At 73.8% G+C, this 13,504-nt stretch carries 12 protein-coding genes; 10 read left to right on the forward strand and 2 right to left on the reverse strand.

Annotated elements, in window-relative coordinates:
- Positions 1–64: 64 nt before the first annotated feature.
- The 6 genes from FJQ57_RS02155 to FJQ57_RS02180 all read left to right on the forward strand — a co-directional run bounded on the left by FJQ57_RS02155 (position 65) and on the right by FJQ57_RS02180 (position 6,423).
- A complete protein-coding gene (locus tag FJQ57_RS02155; protein WP_139977597.1) occupies positions 65–1,105 on the forward strand; it encodes a DDE-type integrase/transposase/recombinase in 1,041 nt (346 codons plus the stop codon).
- A 364-nt stretch (positions 1,106–1,469) separates the two neighbouring features.
- The gene (locus tag FJQ57_RS02160; RefSeq protein WP_139977598.1) at positions 1,470–2,354 is read left to right on the forward strand and encodes an AAA family ATPase; all 885 of its coding nucleotides are present in this window, start codon (positions 1,470–1,472) and stop codon (positions 2,352–2,354) included.
- Entirely contained in the window at positions 2,351–3,478 is a 1,128-nt protein-coding gene (locus tag FJQ57_RS02165) for a vWA domain-containing protein (RefSeq protein ID WP_246081545.1), read from the forward strand. The genes FJQ57_RS02160 and FJQ57_RS02165 overlap by 4 nt, the downstream gene beginning before the upstream one ends.
- Entirely contained in the window at positions 3,471–4,586 is a 1,116-nt protein-coding gene (locus FJQ57_RS02170; RefSeq protein ID WP_139977599.1) for an XdhC family protein, read from the forward strand. The genes FJQ57_RS02165 and FJQ57_RS02170 overlap by 8 nt, the downstream gene beginning before the upstream one ends.
- Positions 4,583–5,155 carry a hypothetical protein gene (locus tag FJQ57_RS02175; RefSeq protein ID WP_139977600.1) on the forward strand — a complete coding sequence of 191 codons (573 nt, stop codon included), beginning with the start codon at positions 4,583–4,585 and terminating at the stop codon, positions 5,153–5,155. The genes FJQ57_RS02170 and FJQ57_RS02175 overlap by 4 nt, the downstream gene beginning before the upstream one ends.
- Before the next feature lie 32 nt (positions 5,156–5,187).
- Positions 5,188–6,423 (forward strand): sigma-54-dependent transcriptional regulator family protein, encoded by a 1,236-nt coding sequence (locus FJQ57_RS02180; RefSeq protein WP_139977601.1) that lies wholly within the window; start codon positions 5,188–5,190, stop codon positions 6,421–6,423.
- 6 nt (positions 6,424–6,429) lie between these two features.
- On the opposite strand, the gene FJQ57_RS02185 is transcribed toward FJQ57_RS02180, so the two are convergent.
- On the reverse strand, positions 6,430–6,993 hold the full coding sequence (locus FJQ57_RS02185; protein WP_139977602.1) for a hypothetical protein: 564 nt from the start codon (positions 6,991–6,993) through the stop codon (positions 6,430–6,432).
- Between the two features lie 89 nt (positions 6,994–7,082).
- On the opposite strand from FJQ57_RS02185, the gene FJQ57_RS02190 reads away from it, so the two are divergent.
- From FJQ57_RS02190 to FJQ57_RS02205, 4 genes are read left to right on the forward strand one after another with little or no spacing between them, the layout of a single operon-like run.
- Positions 7,083–7,595, forward strand: coding sequence for a (2Fe-2S)-binding protein (locus FJQ57_RS02190; RefSeq protein WP_139977603.1), 513 nt, complete (start codon positions 7,083–7,085; stop codon positions 7,593–7,595).
- Positions 7,592–10,066 carry a xanthine dehydrogenase family protein molybdopterin-binding subunit gene (locus FJQ57_RS02195; protein WP_139977604.1) on the forward strand — a complete coding sequence of 825 codons (2,475 nt, stop codon included), beginning with the start codon at positions 7,592–7,594 and terminating at the stop codon, positions 10,064–10,066. The genes FJQ57_RS02190 and FJQ57_RS02195 overlap by 4 nt, the downstream gene beginning before the upstream one ends.
- Positions 10,063–10,905, forward strand: coding sequence for an FAD binding domain-containing protein (locus tag FJQ57_RS02200; RefSeq protein ID WP_139977605.1), 843 nt, complete (start codon positions 10,063–10,065; stop codon positions 10,903–10,905). Before FJQ57_RS02195 ends, FJQ57_RS02200 begins: the two co-directional genes overlap by 4 nt.
- A gap of 5 nt (positions 10,906–10,910) precedes the next feature.
- Positions 10,911–11,639 carry an SRPBCC family protein gene (locus tag FJQ57_RS02205; RefSeq protein WP_139977606.1) on the forward strand — a complete coding sequence of 243 codons (729 nt, stop codon included), beginning with the start codon at positions 10,911–10,913 and terminating at the stop codon, positions 11,637–11,639.
- 91 nt (positions 11,640–11,730) lie between these two features.
- On the opposite strand, the gene FJQ57_RS23515 is transcribed toward FJQ57_RS02205, so the two are convergent.
- Positions 11,731–13,503, reverse strand: coding sequence for a hypothetical protein (locus tag FJQ57_RS23515; RefSeq protein WP_139977607.1), 1,773 nt, complete (start codon positions 13,501–13,503; stop codon positions 11,731–11,733).
- Position 13,504: the final 1 nt, after the last annotated feature.

Below are 13,504 nucleotides of genomic sequence, written 5' to 3' on the forward strand. Positions count from 1 at the left end.
TCAAGACATCGCTGACACCTATGGGTCGTGCCCTGATGGGCGTGTGGCCAAGGACGGGGCAGCGGTGGACTGGAAGATCGCGAGTGCGGTGGTGTTGTTCGTCGAGGGTGATGAGTTCAACGTCGCGGCGAGATGTCGGGAGCTGGGGATCAGCAGGCAGACGTTCTACGAGTACGTCGCCCGGTTCCGCCTCGAGGGTGTGGACGGGTTGCGAGTCCGTTCGCGGCGTCCGGCCTCGAGCCCGGTCCGGCTGGATCTGGGGTGGGAGGAGGTGCTGGTCCGGGTCCGCAAGCAGGAGGCTGATGCGGGCTGGGACTACGGCGCCGCAGCGGTGTGGATGCGGCTGGTCGAGCGGCCGGACCTGTGGCCACCGGGCGCGGTGTCGGTGCCGAGCCGGGCGAGCATCAACCGGGTCTTCGAGGCCCGCGGGCAACTGGTGCGGACCCCGCAACGCGCGCCCCGGGCCGCGGTGCGTCGCTTCCAGCGTGAGCGGCCCAACGAGCTGTGGCAGTACGACGGGTTCCGGTTGCCGTACCGGCTCGGGGACGGGACCCGGCCGATGGTGTTGCAGCTGATCGATGACTGCTCCCGCCTGGAGCTTGCGTTGCAGGTCGCAGCCTCGGAGAACCATGACGAGGTCTGGGCGGCATTCGTGGTGGCCGTAGGCCGCTACGGGTCACCGCGGGAGGTCTTGACCGACAACGGCAGCGCGTTCTCGGGCCGGCGGCGTGGCTGGACCACCCAGTTCGAGATCAACCTCGCGGCGTTGTCGATCAGCTCGATCACCTGCACCGTGGGTCACCCGCAGACCTGCGGCAAGGGTGAGCGGGCCCACCAACGCGTCATCAAGTGGCTCGGTGGCTTGGCCAGCAACCGGTCGCCGCCGACGCCGGAGCCCTCCAGGCCCAGCTCGACCGCTACCGCGAGGCCTACAACCACCGCGGGCACCAGGTCCACGCCGGCAAGACCCCGCAGCAGCGTTTCGAGGCCGGCCCCCTCGCTGGACCCGACCCCACCAGGGGTCAACCCCACACCGTCACCACCCACACCGTCACCACCCACACCGTCACCGCCCGCGGCGTCATCGGCGTCAACGGCGCCCTGATCGGCCTGGGCCGCTCCCACGCCGGAGCCACCGCGACCGTGTTCCGCACCGGCAACGACCTAGCCGTGTTCATCAACAACACCCTGCTCGGCCAGCTCACCATCGACCGCACCCGCCGCTACCAACGCCTACCCCAGCTACCGTGAAGTGTCAGCGATGTCCTGAGACTCAACAGGCCGCCGGGGTGACCGATCCGCATGACCCCCCGGACAGGGCGCCCGACGAGCCCCCGGGACGTCATGTGCGTCGCGGTCGCCGGCAGCACCACCCCGGATGACGACGCACCACCGGCCACCCCACGGCCGACCACCCCCACCCACGCCACCAACCCCGCACCAACACCGCCCTCCGTAACGTGGGTCAGGTGCAGACACCGTCGTCGCCCGCCGACCTCGCCGACCGCCTGGGTGCCACCGGCTACCTCTGCGACGACGCCCTGTCGACGGTGGCCTACCTCGGCCTGGCCATGCAGCGCCCGCTGCTGCTCGAGGGCGAGCCCGGCACCGGCAAGACCGCCCTGGCCGAGGCCCTGGCCGCCACGCTCGACGTCCCGCTGGTGCGGCTGCAGTGCTACGAGGGCATCGATGCCACCCAGGCCCTCTACGACTGGGACTTCCCCCGCCAGGTCCTCCACCTGCGCGCCCTCGAGGCCACCGCGGGCGCGGGCGCGGTCGACGTCGAGGAGGCCGAGAAGAGCCTGTACGACGAGCACTTCCTGCTCGCCCGCCCGGTGCTGACCGCCCTGCAGCGCAGTCCCGCGGTCCTGCTGGTCGACGAGGTCGACCGGGCCGACGACGAGTTCGAGGCGTTCCTGCTCGAGGTCCTCTCGACCTACCAGGTCAGCATCCCCGAGCTCGGCACCATCTCGGCGGCCACCCCGCCCGTCGTCGTGCTGACCTCCAACCGCACCCGCGAGCTGCACGACGCGCTCAAGCGACGCTGCCTCTACCACTGGATCGACCACCCGGGTCTCGAGCGCGAGGTCGCCATCGTCCGCTCCCGCGCCCCCGAGGTGCCGGCTGCGCTGGCCGAGCAGGTCGCCGGCCTCGTGCAGCGGCTGCGCACCGACACGGCGCTGGAGAAGCCGCCGGGCGTCGCCGAGACCCTCGACTGGGCCCGCGCCCTGCACCACCTCGGCACCACCACCGTCGACCTGGAGTCCTCGGCCCGCACGCTCGGCGCGCTGGTGAAGTACCGCGAGGACGCCGACCGCGTCCAGCAGGCCCTCGACATCATGCTGCGCCCGTGAACCAGCCCGTGGACCACCCGCCCGAGGCCGTGCTCCTCGCCTTCGCCCGCGCGCTGCGGGCGGCGGGCGTGCCGGTGACCCACGACCGCTCGGCCTCCTTCCTGCAGGCCGGCTCCGTCGTCGGCCTCGACGACCGCCGCGCGACCTACCTCGCCGGCCGGGCCACCCTGTGCTCCTCGCCCGACGACCTGGTCCGCTACGACCAGGTCTTCGAGTCCTTCTTCGACGCCCGCAGCGGCCTGCCCCGGGAGCGCCCGGCAGCGCCCTCGCGCCCGGTGACGGCCACGGTCAGCCTGGCCGAGGGCGACGGCGGCGAGGCCGAGGGCGACCAGGACGACCAGGTGCGCGCGCTGGCCAGCGAGGTCGAGGTGCTGCGCCACCGCGACGTCGCCTCGATGAGCGCGGCCGAGAAGCACCGCCTCGCCGCCCTCTTCGCCACCCTGCGCCCGCGCCCACCGCTGCGCCGCACCGTCCGGCACGAACCGTGGCGCCGCGGCCGGGTCGACGCCGCCCGCACCCTGCGCGCCACCATGCGCCGCCACGGCGAGCCCGCCGAGATCGCCTGGCGGCACCGCCGGTCTCGCCCACGCCGGGTGGTGCTGCTGCTCGACGTCTCCGGCTCCATGAGCGCGTACGCCGACGCGCTGCTCCGCCTCGCGCACACGCTCACCCAGGGCCTCGGCGCCCGGGGCGGCCGGGTCGAGACGTTCACCGTCGGCACCCGGCTGACCCACCTGACCCGGGCGTTGCGCACCCGCGACGCCGAGCGCGCGCTGGTGGCTGCCGGGTCCGCCGTGCCCGACTGGTCGGGCGGGACCCGCCTCGGCGAGACGATCAAGGTGTTCAGTGACCGCTGGGGCCGCCGCGGGATGGCTCGGGGCGCGGTCGTCGTGGTGTTCAGCGACGGCTGGGAGCGCGGTGACCCCGCGCTGCTGGGCGAGCAGGTGCGGCGGCTGCGGGCGGTCGCGCACCGCGTGGTGTGGGTCAACCCCCACCGCGGCAAGGCCGGCTACGAACCCGTGCAGCAGGGCATCGTCGCGGTGCTCCCGCACGTCGACGACCTGGTCGCCGGGCACACGCTGGCGACCTACGAAGAGCTGGTGGAGGTGGTGGCACGTGCGTGACGTGCTCGCGGAGCTGATGGCCTGGTGGGAGGCCGGCGAGACGGTCGGGGTCGGCACGGTGGTGGCGACGTTCCGCTCCGCCCCGCGCCCACCGGGCGCCTCGATGCTGGTCGGACCCGACGCCACCGCGGTCGGCTCGGTCTCGGGCGGCTGCGTCGAGGGCGCGGTCTACGAGCTGGCGCAGTCGGTCGTCGAGTCCGGCGACCCCATCCTCGAGCGGTACGGCGTCAGCGACGACGACGCCTTCGCCGTCGGCCTGACCTGCGGCGGCATCCTCGACGTGTGGGTCGAGAAGGTCTCGCGCGAGACCTTCCCCGAGCTGGGCGAGGTCGTGGCCGACGTCGAGGCGGGCCGCCCGGTCGCCCTGGCCACCGTCATCGACCACCCCGACCCGGCCCGGGTCGGCACCCGCCTCGTCGTACGACCCGACGGCGAGGGCACCCGCCTGTGGTCCGACCGGGCCACCGACGCCGTGCACGACGACGTGCTGGGCCTGCTCGCGAGCGGCACCAACGCGACCCTGTCCTACGGTCCCGACGGCGAGCGCCGGGGCGAGGGCATGCGGGTCTTCGTGTGGGCCTTCGCGCCCAAGCCGCGGCTGCTCGTCTTCGGTGCCATCGACTTCGCCGCCGCCGTGGCCCGCGTCGGCTCCTTCCTCGGCTACGACGTCACCGTCTGCGACGCCCGTCCGGTCTTCGCCACGGCCAGCCGCTTCCCCGACGCCGACCGCGTCGTCGTCGACTGGCCCCACCGCTACCTCCAGGGCGAGGTCGAGGCCGGCGCGATCGACCAGCGCACCGTGGTCACCGTGCTGACGCACGACCCCAAGTTCGACGTGCCGCTCCTCGAGGTCGCGCTGCGCCTGCCCGACGTCGCCTACGTCGGCGCCATGGGCTCGCGCCGCACCCACGACGACCGGATGGCCCGGCTGCGGGAGGTGGGCCTGACCGACGACGAGCTGGCCCGGCTGTCCAGCCCCATCGGCCTCGACCTCGGCGCCCGGACGCCGGAGGAGACCGCCATCAGCATCGCCGCCGAGATCATCGCCGGCCGGTGGGGCGGGTCCGGCGAGCGGCTGAGCGGGCTCGACGGCCGGATCCACGCGTGACCGGAGGGGTCGACGAGGAGGTCCGCGTCGTCGAGCGGGCCGGCCGCGAGGCGCACCTGGTCGTGCTCGGGCTCACGGTGCTCCTCGGGCTCCTCGTCGCGCTGCTCGTCGCCACAGTCGGGATGCCCCTCGTCGCCCTCGCCGACGGCTCGGCGACCGCCGGCGCCGTCGTCCTGGTGCTCGCCGGGCTGGTGGGGGTCGCGGTGGCCGCCGTCGGCGTCGTCCAGCAGCGGCGGGCCGCCCGTCGGCCCGCCGTCACCGTGCTCGGCCCCGCCGGCGTGGTCCGCACCGACCACGACCACACGGCCCGGGTGGGCTGGCACCAGGTCGTCGACGTGCGCTGGTCGGCCGTCGGCCGTGGTCACACCCTCGCGCTGGTCACCGACCCGCTCGACGCGCTGGTGGCCCCCGGGCGGCGGTCCCAGCAACGCGCGCGACTGCTCACCCGGATGCACGGGGCGACGGTCGCCCTGCCCCTCGAGGCCGTACCGGTGAGCCCTGACGACCTCGCGGACCGCCTCGGCGCGTGGAGCGCCGGCCGCCTCCGCCCTCACCCGGCCAACCAGTGACGGCGCTCACACCTGCGAGGTAGGTTCGCCGCATGCAGCAGCCGGGGCTCGACGACCGCAAGCGGGAGTGCCTGCGGGCCTGGACCACGTTCGTCGAGCAGGGCGACGCGGCCGCGCCGATGGTGCGGCCCGAGATCCTCTCCTCCTGGGCGCGCTCGGAGGCGGCGATCACGCCCGACGTCACCGAGGCGCCGCTGGCCGACGAGTCCGAGACGGCCTCGGTCTGGCGGGACTCGCCGCTGCAGGTCGCGGTCGAGCGGGTCGAGGCCGAGCTGCGTCGTACGGCGGAGGACGGCGACCTCGTGCTCGCCGTCACCGACGCCGACACCCGCATCCTGTGGACCTACGGCGGCCGCGTCATGCGCCGCAAGGCCGAGAGGGTCAACTTCGTGGCCGGCGGCCGCTGGGACGACCGGTCGGCCGGCACCAACGCCCTCGACCTGGCCAACCGGCACGGCGAGCCGTCGATGGTCTTCAGCGCCGAGCACTACGCCTCGATGGTGCACAACTGGGTCTGCTGGGCCGCGCCCGTGCTCGACCCCGCCAGCGGCCGCCACCTCGGCGTCATCGACCTCTCGACCAGCTGGGACCGCACCCACCCGATCGGCCTGGCCACCGCCCGCGTCATGGCGCGCCTCATCGAGACCGCGCTGCCGCACTCCCACCACCACCCCACGGCCCACCCGGTCGACGACGCCGACGAGCCCGGGCTGGTGCTGCGGCTGCTCGGCACGGCCGAGATCCGCCACGACGGCCAGCGCCTGCTGCTCAACCGCCGCCAGACCGAGATCCTCTCCCTGCTCGCCCTGCACCCCGAGGGGCTCTCGCTCGAGCAGCTCCACGCCCTGGTGTACGGCGACCAGGCGGTCACGTTCTCCACGCTCAAGGCCGAGGTCTCCCACCTGCGCGCCGCGCTGGGGGGTCAGCTGTCCTCGCGCCCCTACCGGCTGACCATGCCGATCGCCACCGACGTCGAGCACGTGCTCGCACTGGTGCGCCGCGGCCACGTCACCGCGGCCGTGGAGGCCTACGGTGGCGACCTGCTGCCCGGCACCAACTCACCCGCCCTCACCGAGCTCGGCGAGTACGTCGCCGTCGCGGTGCGCGAGGCCCTGCTGGCCGACCCCCAGCCCGACGCGGTGCTGCGCTACGCCGAGCGCGCGCCGTACGACACCGCGGTGGTGGAGCGCTGCCTGGCCGTGCTCGGTGAGACCGCCCACCCGGCCAAACCGCTGCTCAAGGGCCGGCTGGCTGCCGCGTCCGCCTGAGCGGGCCTAGGAGCAGGGGGAGACCGAGACCGACCACGTGGTCTCGAGCAGGCGCCCGACGTCGTCCCGACTGGCCTCCTCGGTCACGGTGACGCACACCGCGGGCTGGTCCTCGTGGTCCTCCCGGCTGCCCTCCCGCGACGCGAGGCGCACCTCGTACTCGCTCGTCACGGCCACGTCGGCCACGTCGGCCTCGTCGGCCTCGTCGGAGTCCTCGAGGTAGTCGGCCCGCACGTCGTCGCGACCGGTCGCCAGGGCCACCCGGGCCCTGATCGCGTTGCCGTCGAGACCGTCGGCGGGGCTCGCCAGCACCGCGTCGGAGACCATCTGCAGGAGCTCCTCGTCGCTGGTGTGCAGCCGGTCCCAGGTGGTGGGCACGGCGAGTGCGAGCGCGACGACCGCCACGACGAGGTCACGCTGCGCGAGGCGCTGGTAGCCCGTCTCGGTCGGCTCCGCCGCGTCGGGCCGCACCTGCGAGGTCACGTGGGCGTGCCACCGCCTGGTGCCGTGGACGAGCTCGGCGACCGCGGCCGTGGCGACCACGCACAGGATCCAGGTCGTGAGCGTCACCGCCAAACCCTTCCCGTCCAACCCTCGTCCAACCGGTCGGTGCCTAGCGTGAGTCGGGTCACACCCACCCCTGGCTCGAGGGAGAGTCCATGACCCGGATCAACCTGACCGTCGACGGCGCCAAGGTGGCCGACGACGTCGAACCCCGGATGCTGCTCGTGCAGTACCTGCGCGAGCGCCTGGGCAAGACCGGCACCGTCGTCGGCTGCGACACCAGCAACTGCGGCGCCTGCACCGTCCACCTCGACGGCACCAGCGTGAAGTCGTGCAACGTCCTCGCCGTCCAGGCCGACGGGGCAGAGGTGACGACCATCGAGGGCCTCGCCGCGACGTACGACGGCGGCGAGCTGCACCCGGTGCAGGAGGCGTTCCGCCAGTGCCACGGCCTGCAGTGCGGCTACTGCACGCCCGGGATGATCATGCAGAGCGTCGCCCTGCTGGAGGAGAACCCCAGCCCCACCGAGGACGAGATCCGCCTCGGGCTCGAGGGCAACCTGTGCCGCTGCACGGGCTACCACAACATCGTCAAGGCCGTGCAGCACGCGGCCGAGCAGTCCTCGGGTGCCACCGTCGGCGCCCCCGCCGAGGAGGTGCAGGGATGACCGCCGTCGCCGACGCCCCGCAGGAGATGGCCAAGGAGATCGGGCAGGAGCGCCGCCGGAAGGAGGACCAGCGCCTGATCACCGGCCGCACCCGCTGGACCGACAACCTCACGCCCCCGGGCACGCTGCACCTGGCCATGGTGCGCAGCCCGTTCGCCCACGCGAAGATCACCTCGATCGACGTCACCGAGGCCAAGAACGCCACCAACGTCGTCGACGTCCTCACCTCCGCCGACCTCGGCGAGAGCCAGGGCGTGTGCATCAACGCCTGGCCGATCACGCCCGACCAGGTCGCCCCCGCCCACCTGCCGATCGCCGCCGACCGGGTCGCCTTCGCCGGCGAGGTCGTCGCCGTGGTCGTCGCCCGCAGCGCGGCCGAGGCCCGTGACGCCGCCGAGCTCGTCGACGTCGAGTACGAGGAGCTGCCGGCCGTCATCGGCATCAAGGAGGCCATGAAGGACGAGGTCCTCGCCCACCCCGACCTCGGCACCAACAAGTCGGCGCTGTGGGTCTTCGACTCCGCCGAGGCCGGCACCGGCGGCAACGCCGACGACGCGATCGCCAAGGCCCGCACCGACGGCATCGTCATCGAGCGCGAGTACCGCCAGCAGCGCCTCATCCCGGCGTTCATGGAGCCCCGCTCGGTCGTCGTCGACCCCACCGGTGAGCAGATCACCGTGTGGTCGGCCACCCAGATCCCGCACATCCTGCGCTTCGCGCTGGCCGCGACCACCGGCGTGCCGGAGTCGAAGATCCGGGTCATCGCCCCCGACGTGGGCGGCGGGTTCGGTGGCAAGCTGCAGCAGACGCCGGAGGAGATGATCGCCTTCGCCGTCGCGCGCCGCATCGGCAAGCCGATCAAGTACACCGAGACCCGCAGCGAGAGCCTGGTCAGCGCCCACCACGGCCGCGACCAGTGGCAGAAGCTGACGCTCGCCGCGGAGAAGGACGGCACCGTCACCGGCCTCAAGGTCGAGCTCGAGGCCGACCTCGGCGCCTACGTCGCCATCGTCGGCGGCGGCGTCCCGGTGCTGGGCGCGTTCATGTTCAACGCGATCTACAAGTTCCCGGCCTACCACTTCGCCTGCCAGACGGTGCTGACCAACACCACCTTCACCGACGCCTACCGCGGCGCCGGACGCCCCGAGGCGACGTACGCCATCGAGCGGCTGATGGACGAGCTGGCCGCCGAGGTCGGGGTCGACCCGCTCGAGGTGCGCGCCAAGAACTGGATCACCCACGAGGAGTTCCCGTTCACCACGGTCGCCGGCCTGGAGTACGACTCGGGCAACTACGAGCTGGCCACCGAGAAGGCCAAGGAGCTCTTCGGGTACGACGCCCTGCGGGCCGAGCAGCGCGAGCGCCGCGAGCGGGGCGACAAGGTCCAGCTCGGCCTGGGCGTCTCGACGTTCACCGAGATGTGCGGCCTCGCCCCCAGCCGGGTGCTCGGCCAGCTCGACTACGGCGCCGGCGGCTGGGAGCACGCGAGCGTGCGGATGCTGGCCACCGGCAAGGTCGAGGTCGTCACCGGCGCCAGCGCCCACGGGCAGGGCCACGAGACGGCGTTCAGCCAGATCGTCGCCGACCGCCTCGGGGTGTCCTTCGACGACGTCGAGGTGCTGCACGGCGACACCCAGATCGCGCCCAAGGGCCTCGACACCTACGGCTCGCGCTCGCTCGTCGTGGGCGGCGAGGCGCTGGTGCGCGCGGCCGACAAGGTCATCGAGAAGGCGCTGCCCATCGCGGCCCACCTCCTCGAGGCCAGCGTCGACGACGTGAAGTTCCACGAGGGGTCCTTCCAGGTCATCGGCACCGACGCCAAGCTGGCCATCGGCGAGGTGGCCACGGCGACCTTCGCGGCCCACAACCTGCCCGACGGCGTGGAGCCCTCGATCGACGCCGACGCGACGTTCGACCCGGTGAACTTCAACTACCCCCACGGCACCCACCTGTGCGCCATGGAGGTCGACACCGAGACCGGCGCGGTCAAGATGCGCAAGTACGCCTGCGTCGACGACATCGGCAACATCATCAACCCGCTCATCGTCTCCGGGCAGGTCCACGGCGGCCTCGTCCAGGGCATCGCCCAGGCACTCTGGGAGGAGGCGGTGTACGACGAGCAGGGGACCCTCGTGTCCGGCTCGTTCGTCGACTACCTGCTGCCCACCGCGGCCGACACGATCAGCTTCGACGTCGACCACACCACGACCCCGGCCACGACCAACTCGCTCGGCACCAAGGGTGTCGGCGAGGCGGGCACGATCGCCTCGACGCCGGCCGTGGTCAACGCGGTCGTCGACGCGGTGCGCCACCTCGGGGTCAACGACATCCAGATGCCGTGCACGCCCGAGCGGGTCTGGAAGGCCATCAACCACGGGACCGACGGCGGGGCCACCGAGGGCGCGGCGATGCCGCACTTCGACCCCGACGCCGAGCCCGGCACCGCCAGCACGGAAGGAGCAGGGGCATGATCCCCGCCGCGTTCGACTACGTCGCCCCGACCTCGGTCGAGGACGCCCTCTCGGCGCTCGCCACCCACGGTGACGACGCCAAGATCCTGGCCGGCGGGCAGAGCCTGCTGCCGGTGCTGCGGATGCGGCTCAACGCGCCCGAGGTCGTCATCGACCTCGGCCGCATCGAGACGCTGCGCGGCGTCCGCGACGACGGCGACGCCATCGTCATCGGCGCGATGACCCCGCACTCGGTCGTGGGCACCGACCCGCTGGTCCGGGAGCACGCGCTGCTGGTGCACAAGGCCGTCGAGCACCTCGCCGACGCCCAGATCCGTCACCGCGGCACCTTCGGCGGCGCGCTCGCGCACGCCGACCCGGCCGGCGACCTCGGCGCCCCGGCGCTCGCGCTCGGCGCGTCGTTCGTCATCGCCGGTTCCGGGGGCACCCGCACCGTGCCGGCCGAGGAGTTCTTCGTCGACCTCTTCGAGACCGCGATCGGTGACGACGAGATCCTCACCGAGGTCCGCATCCCCAAGCACACCGGCTGGGGCGCGCACTACGAGAAGTTCGTCCGCGTCGCCCACCAGTGGCCCATCGTAGCGGTCGCCGCGACGACCAAGGGCTCGCTCGGGTCGCTCGAGGACGTGCGCATCGGCCTGACCAACATGGGCTCCACGCCCATGCGGGCCCAGGCCACCGAGGACGCGCTGCGCTCCGGGCAGGACCTCGAGGCCGCCGCCGAGCTCGCCGACGAGGGCACCAACCCGCCCTCGGACCTCAACGGCGAGGCGTCCTACCGGCGCCACCTGTCGAAGGTCCTGACCCGACGCGCGGTCACCGCGGCCGCAGGGGGCTGACGCCGGTGGACCTCACCCACCGCTTCACGGTGCCCACGCCCGTGGACGAGACCTGGGCCCACTTCCAGGACATCGCCGCTCTCGCGGAGTGCTTCCCGGGGGCCCAGGTCACCTCCGCCGACGGCGACTCGTTCGCCGGCTCGGTCAAGGTCAAGCTCGGCCCGATCGCCTTGGTCTACTCCGGGTCCGGCACCTTCGTCGAGAAGGACGACGCGGCGCACGCCTTCAAGGTCGACGCCAAGGGCAAGGACAAGCGCGGCAACGGCACGGCTGGCGCGCAGGTGCGCCTGTCGATGTCCGACGCGGCCGACGGCGGCACCGACGTCGAGGTCCTCACCGACCTCAACATCACCGGCAAGCCGGCCCAGTTCGGGCGCGGGGTGATGCAGGACGTCTCTGACAAGCTGCTCGGGCAGTTCGTCAGCTGCTTGGAGAAGCGGCTGGGCGAGCAGCCCGGGCCGCCGGCCGAGGCGCCGGTCGACGACCCGGGTCCGGACCCCGTGGTCGAGCCGACGCCGTTGGCCGACGCCGCCGCGGCGGCGACGACCGGGGCCACCGGTACGCCGCCGCCGCGGCCGGCTGCGGCGCCTCGGCCGGCCCCGGCCGCGGCGCCCCAGGACGACAGCCTCGACCTGGGGGCCGCTGTGCTGCCGGTGCTGGCGCGGTCCTACTGGAAGCAGGGAGTCGCCGGCCTGGCCGTCGTCCTGCTGCTGTGGCGGCTGCTCCGGCGCTGAGCATTGCCGGACGCACGACGAGGGGGTCGGGGCCACGTGGCCCCGACCCCCTTGGTCGTCGTCGGTCGTCGTCGGTCGTCGGTCGACCTGGTCAGGCGCGGCCGCCGGCCGGCGTCCCGCCCCGCGGCGCGGCCGCGGTCTGCGCCAGCACGACGTCCTCGTCGTCGTCGTCCTCGGTGCCGTTGAGGCGGGCCAGCCAGTCGCCCTGACCGCCGGCCTGGGCACCGCCCTGGCCGCCACCCAAGCCTGCGGCTGCGCTGCCGCCCGCGGCGGGCGCGCCGCCGGAGGCGCCACCGGCGCCGGACTGGTCACCTCGACCGGACTCGCCGGGACCGCCGGGACCGCCGGCGCCGCCGCCCGCGCCACCGGCCGCACCTGCGACCTGCTGGCCGGCCTGCTGGCCGACCTCCTGCGCGGCCGGCCGACCGGCCTGCTCGCCCGGCCCCTCGGCCCCGCCGGGGAACGGCGCCGCGCCGAGCGAGGCCGCGCCGCCCGCGGCACCGCCCTGTCCGCCGCCACCGCTGGCACCGCCGCCGCCCTGGGCGTCGTACTGGCCGATCGGCTGCGCCGACAGTCCGCCACCGCTCGTGCCCGGGGCCGCGGCCCCGGCCGGCTCGCCCACGCCGACGGCGTTGGTCTCGCCGCCGCCCTGGTCGGTCTGCCCGGTCGCCTCCGTGCCGTCGCCGGGCTCGGTCACCGTGACCGTCTCGGTGACGGTCCCCTCGGCGGTCTCGGTGACGGTCTCGGTCGTGGTGACCGTCTCGAGCACGGTGCCGTCGGGGGCGGTCGTCACGGTCTCGGTGACGGTGCCGTCGGCGGTCTGGGTGACGGTCTCGGTGACGGTGCCGTCGGCGGTCTGCGTCACGGTCTCGGTCACGGTGCCCTCGGGGGTCTCGGTCACCGTCTCGGCGACGTTCTCCTCGCCCTCGCCGGGCTCCTCCTCGAGCGGGGTGGCCTGGATCTCCTCCGCCTCCTCGCCGGACTCCTCCGACTCCTCGACCGGCTCCAGCTCGGCCTGCTGGCCCTCGAGGGTCGACTGCTGGCCGGGCGCGAGCTCGCTGCCCGACGACGGCATCCCGCCCCCGCCCCCGCCACCGGACGGGGCACCACCGCCGCCTCCGCCGGACGGCTCGCCGCCGCCCCCGCCGCCACCGGCCGGGACGCTCGACGGGGGAGCGGCCGCGCTCCCCCCGCCGCCGGGGTTGGCCTCGCCCGGCTGCATGCCGCCGGGGGCCTTCGTGGTGGGCGGGGTCGCCGTGGGCGGCGGTGCGTCGTCGGGGTGCCGCACCGGCAGCACCTCCATCAGCTCCTGGGCCTCACGCAGCGCCTCGGCCAGGTCGCCGTCGATGATCTCGGCCGCCTGCTTCCTGAGCTCGTCGAGGTCCTCCCGGGCCCGCTCGACCAGCTCGTCGTCGCTGTCGGAGACGAAGTAGCCGACCACGGAGAAGCGTGAGGCGTTGCGCAGCGCGGCGTCGAGGCCCTCGAGCTCGTCCTTGAGCCACTCCAGGACGTCGATGAACCCTTCCTTGAGCTGGATCGTCACGTCGGCGACGCCGGTCAGGGACTCCGCGATCATCCCGGTGGCCTGCTTGTCCTGGTGCAGGTGGTCGCGTGGTCCCTTGCCGAGGCCGTCGGACCCACCCGAGTCCCACCAGTCGACGAAGCGCGAGGCCGCCGGCCCGTCGTTGTAGGCCGAGACGTGGTGCACCCCGTCGTAGGACATCTCGTTGACCCGCGTCAGGGAGTCGCCGTAGTCGGTCCAGGCCTCCGCCGCGTCGAGCATCCCGTCCTCGTCGGCCGGAGGCCACACCTGGCCGGTCTTGCTCAGGCACTCCGCCAGGTGGCCCGGCAGCTCGATCCCCATC

The sequence above is a fragment of the Nocardioides litoris genome, assembly GCF_006346315.1.
Classification (GTDB): domain Bacteria; phylum Actinomycetota; class Actinomycetes; order Propionibacteriales; family Nocardioidaceae; genus Nocardioides; species Nocardioides litoris.

Bases quoted from the DNA above. Each gene is read 5' to 3' on its own strand.
- FJQ57_RS02200 (WP_139977605.1), top strand. From the start codon at position 10,063: ATGATCCCCGCCGCGTTCGACTACGTCGCCCCGACCTCGGTCGAGGAC.
- FJQ57_RS02180 (WP_139977601.1), top strand. From the start codon at position 5,188: ATGCAGCAGCCGGGGCTCGACGACCGCAAGCGGGAGTGCCTGCGGGCC.
- FJQ57_RS23515 (WP_139977607.1), bottom strand. From the start codon at position 13,503: ATGGGGATCGAGCTGCCGGGCCACCTGGCGGAGTGCCTGAGCAAGACC.
- FJQ57_RS02190 (WP_139977603.1), top strand. From the start codon at position 7,083: ATGACCCGGATCAACCTGACCGTCGACGGCGCCAAGGTGGCCGACGAC.
- FJQ57_RS02195 (WP_139977604.1), top strand. From the start codon at position 7,592: ATGACCGCCGTCGCCGACGCCCCGCAGGAGATGGCCAAGGAGATCGGG.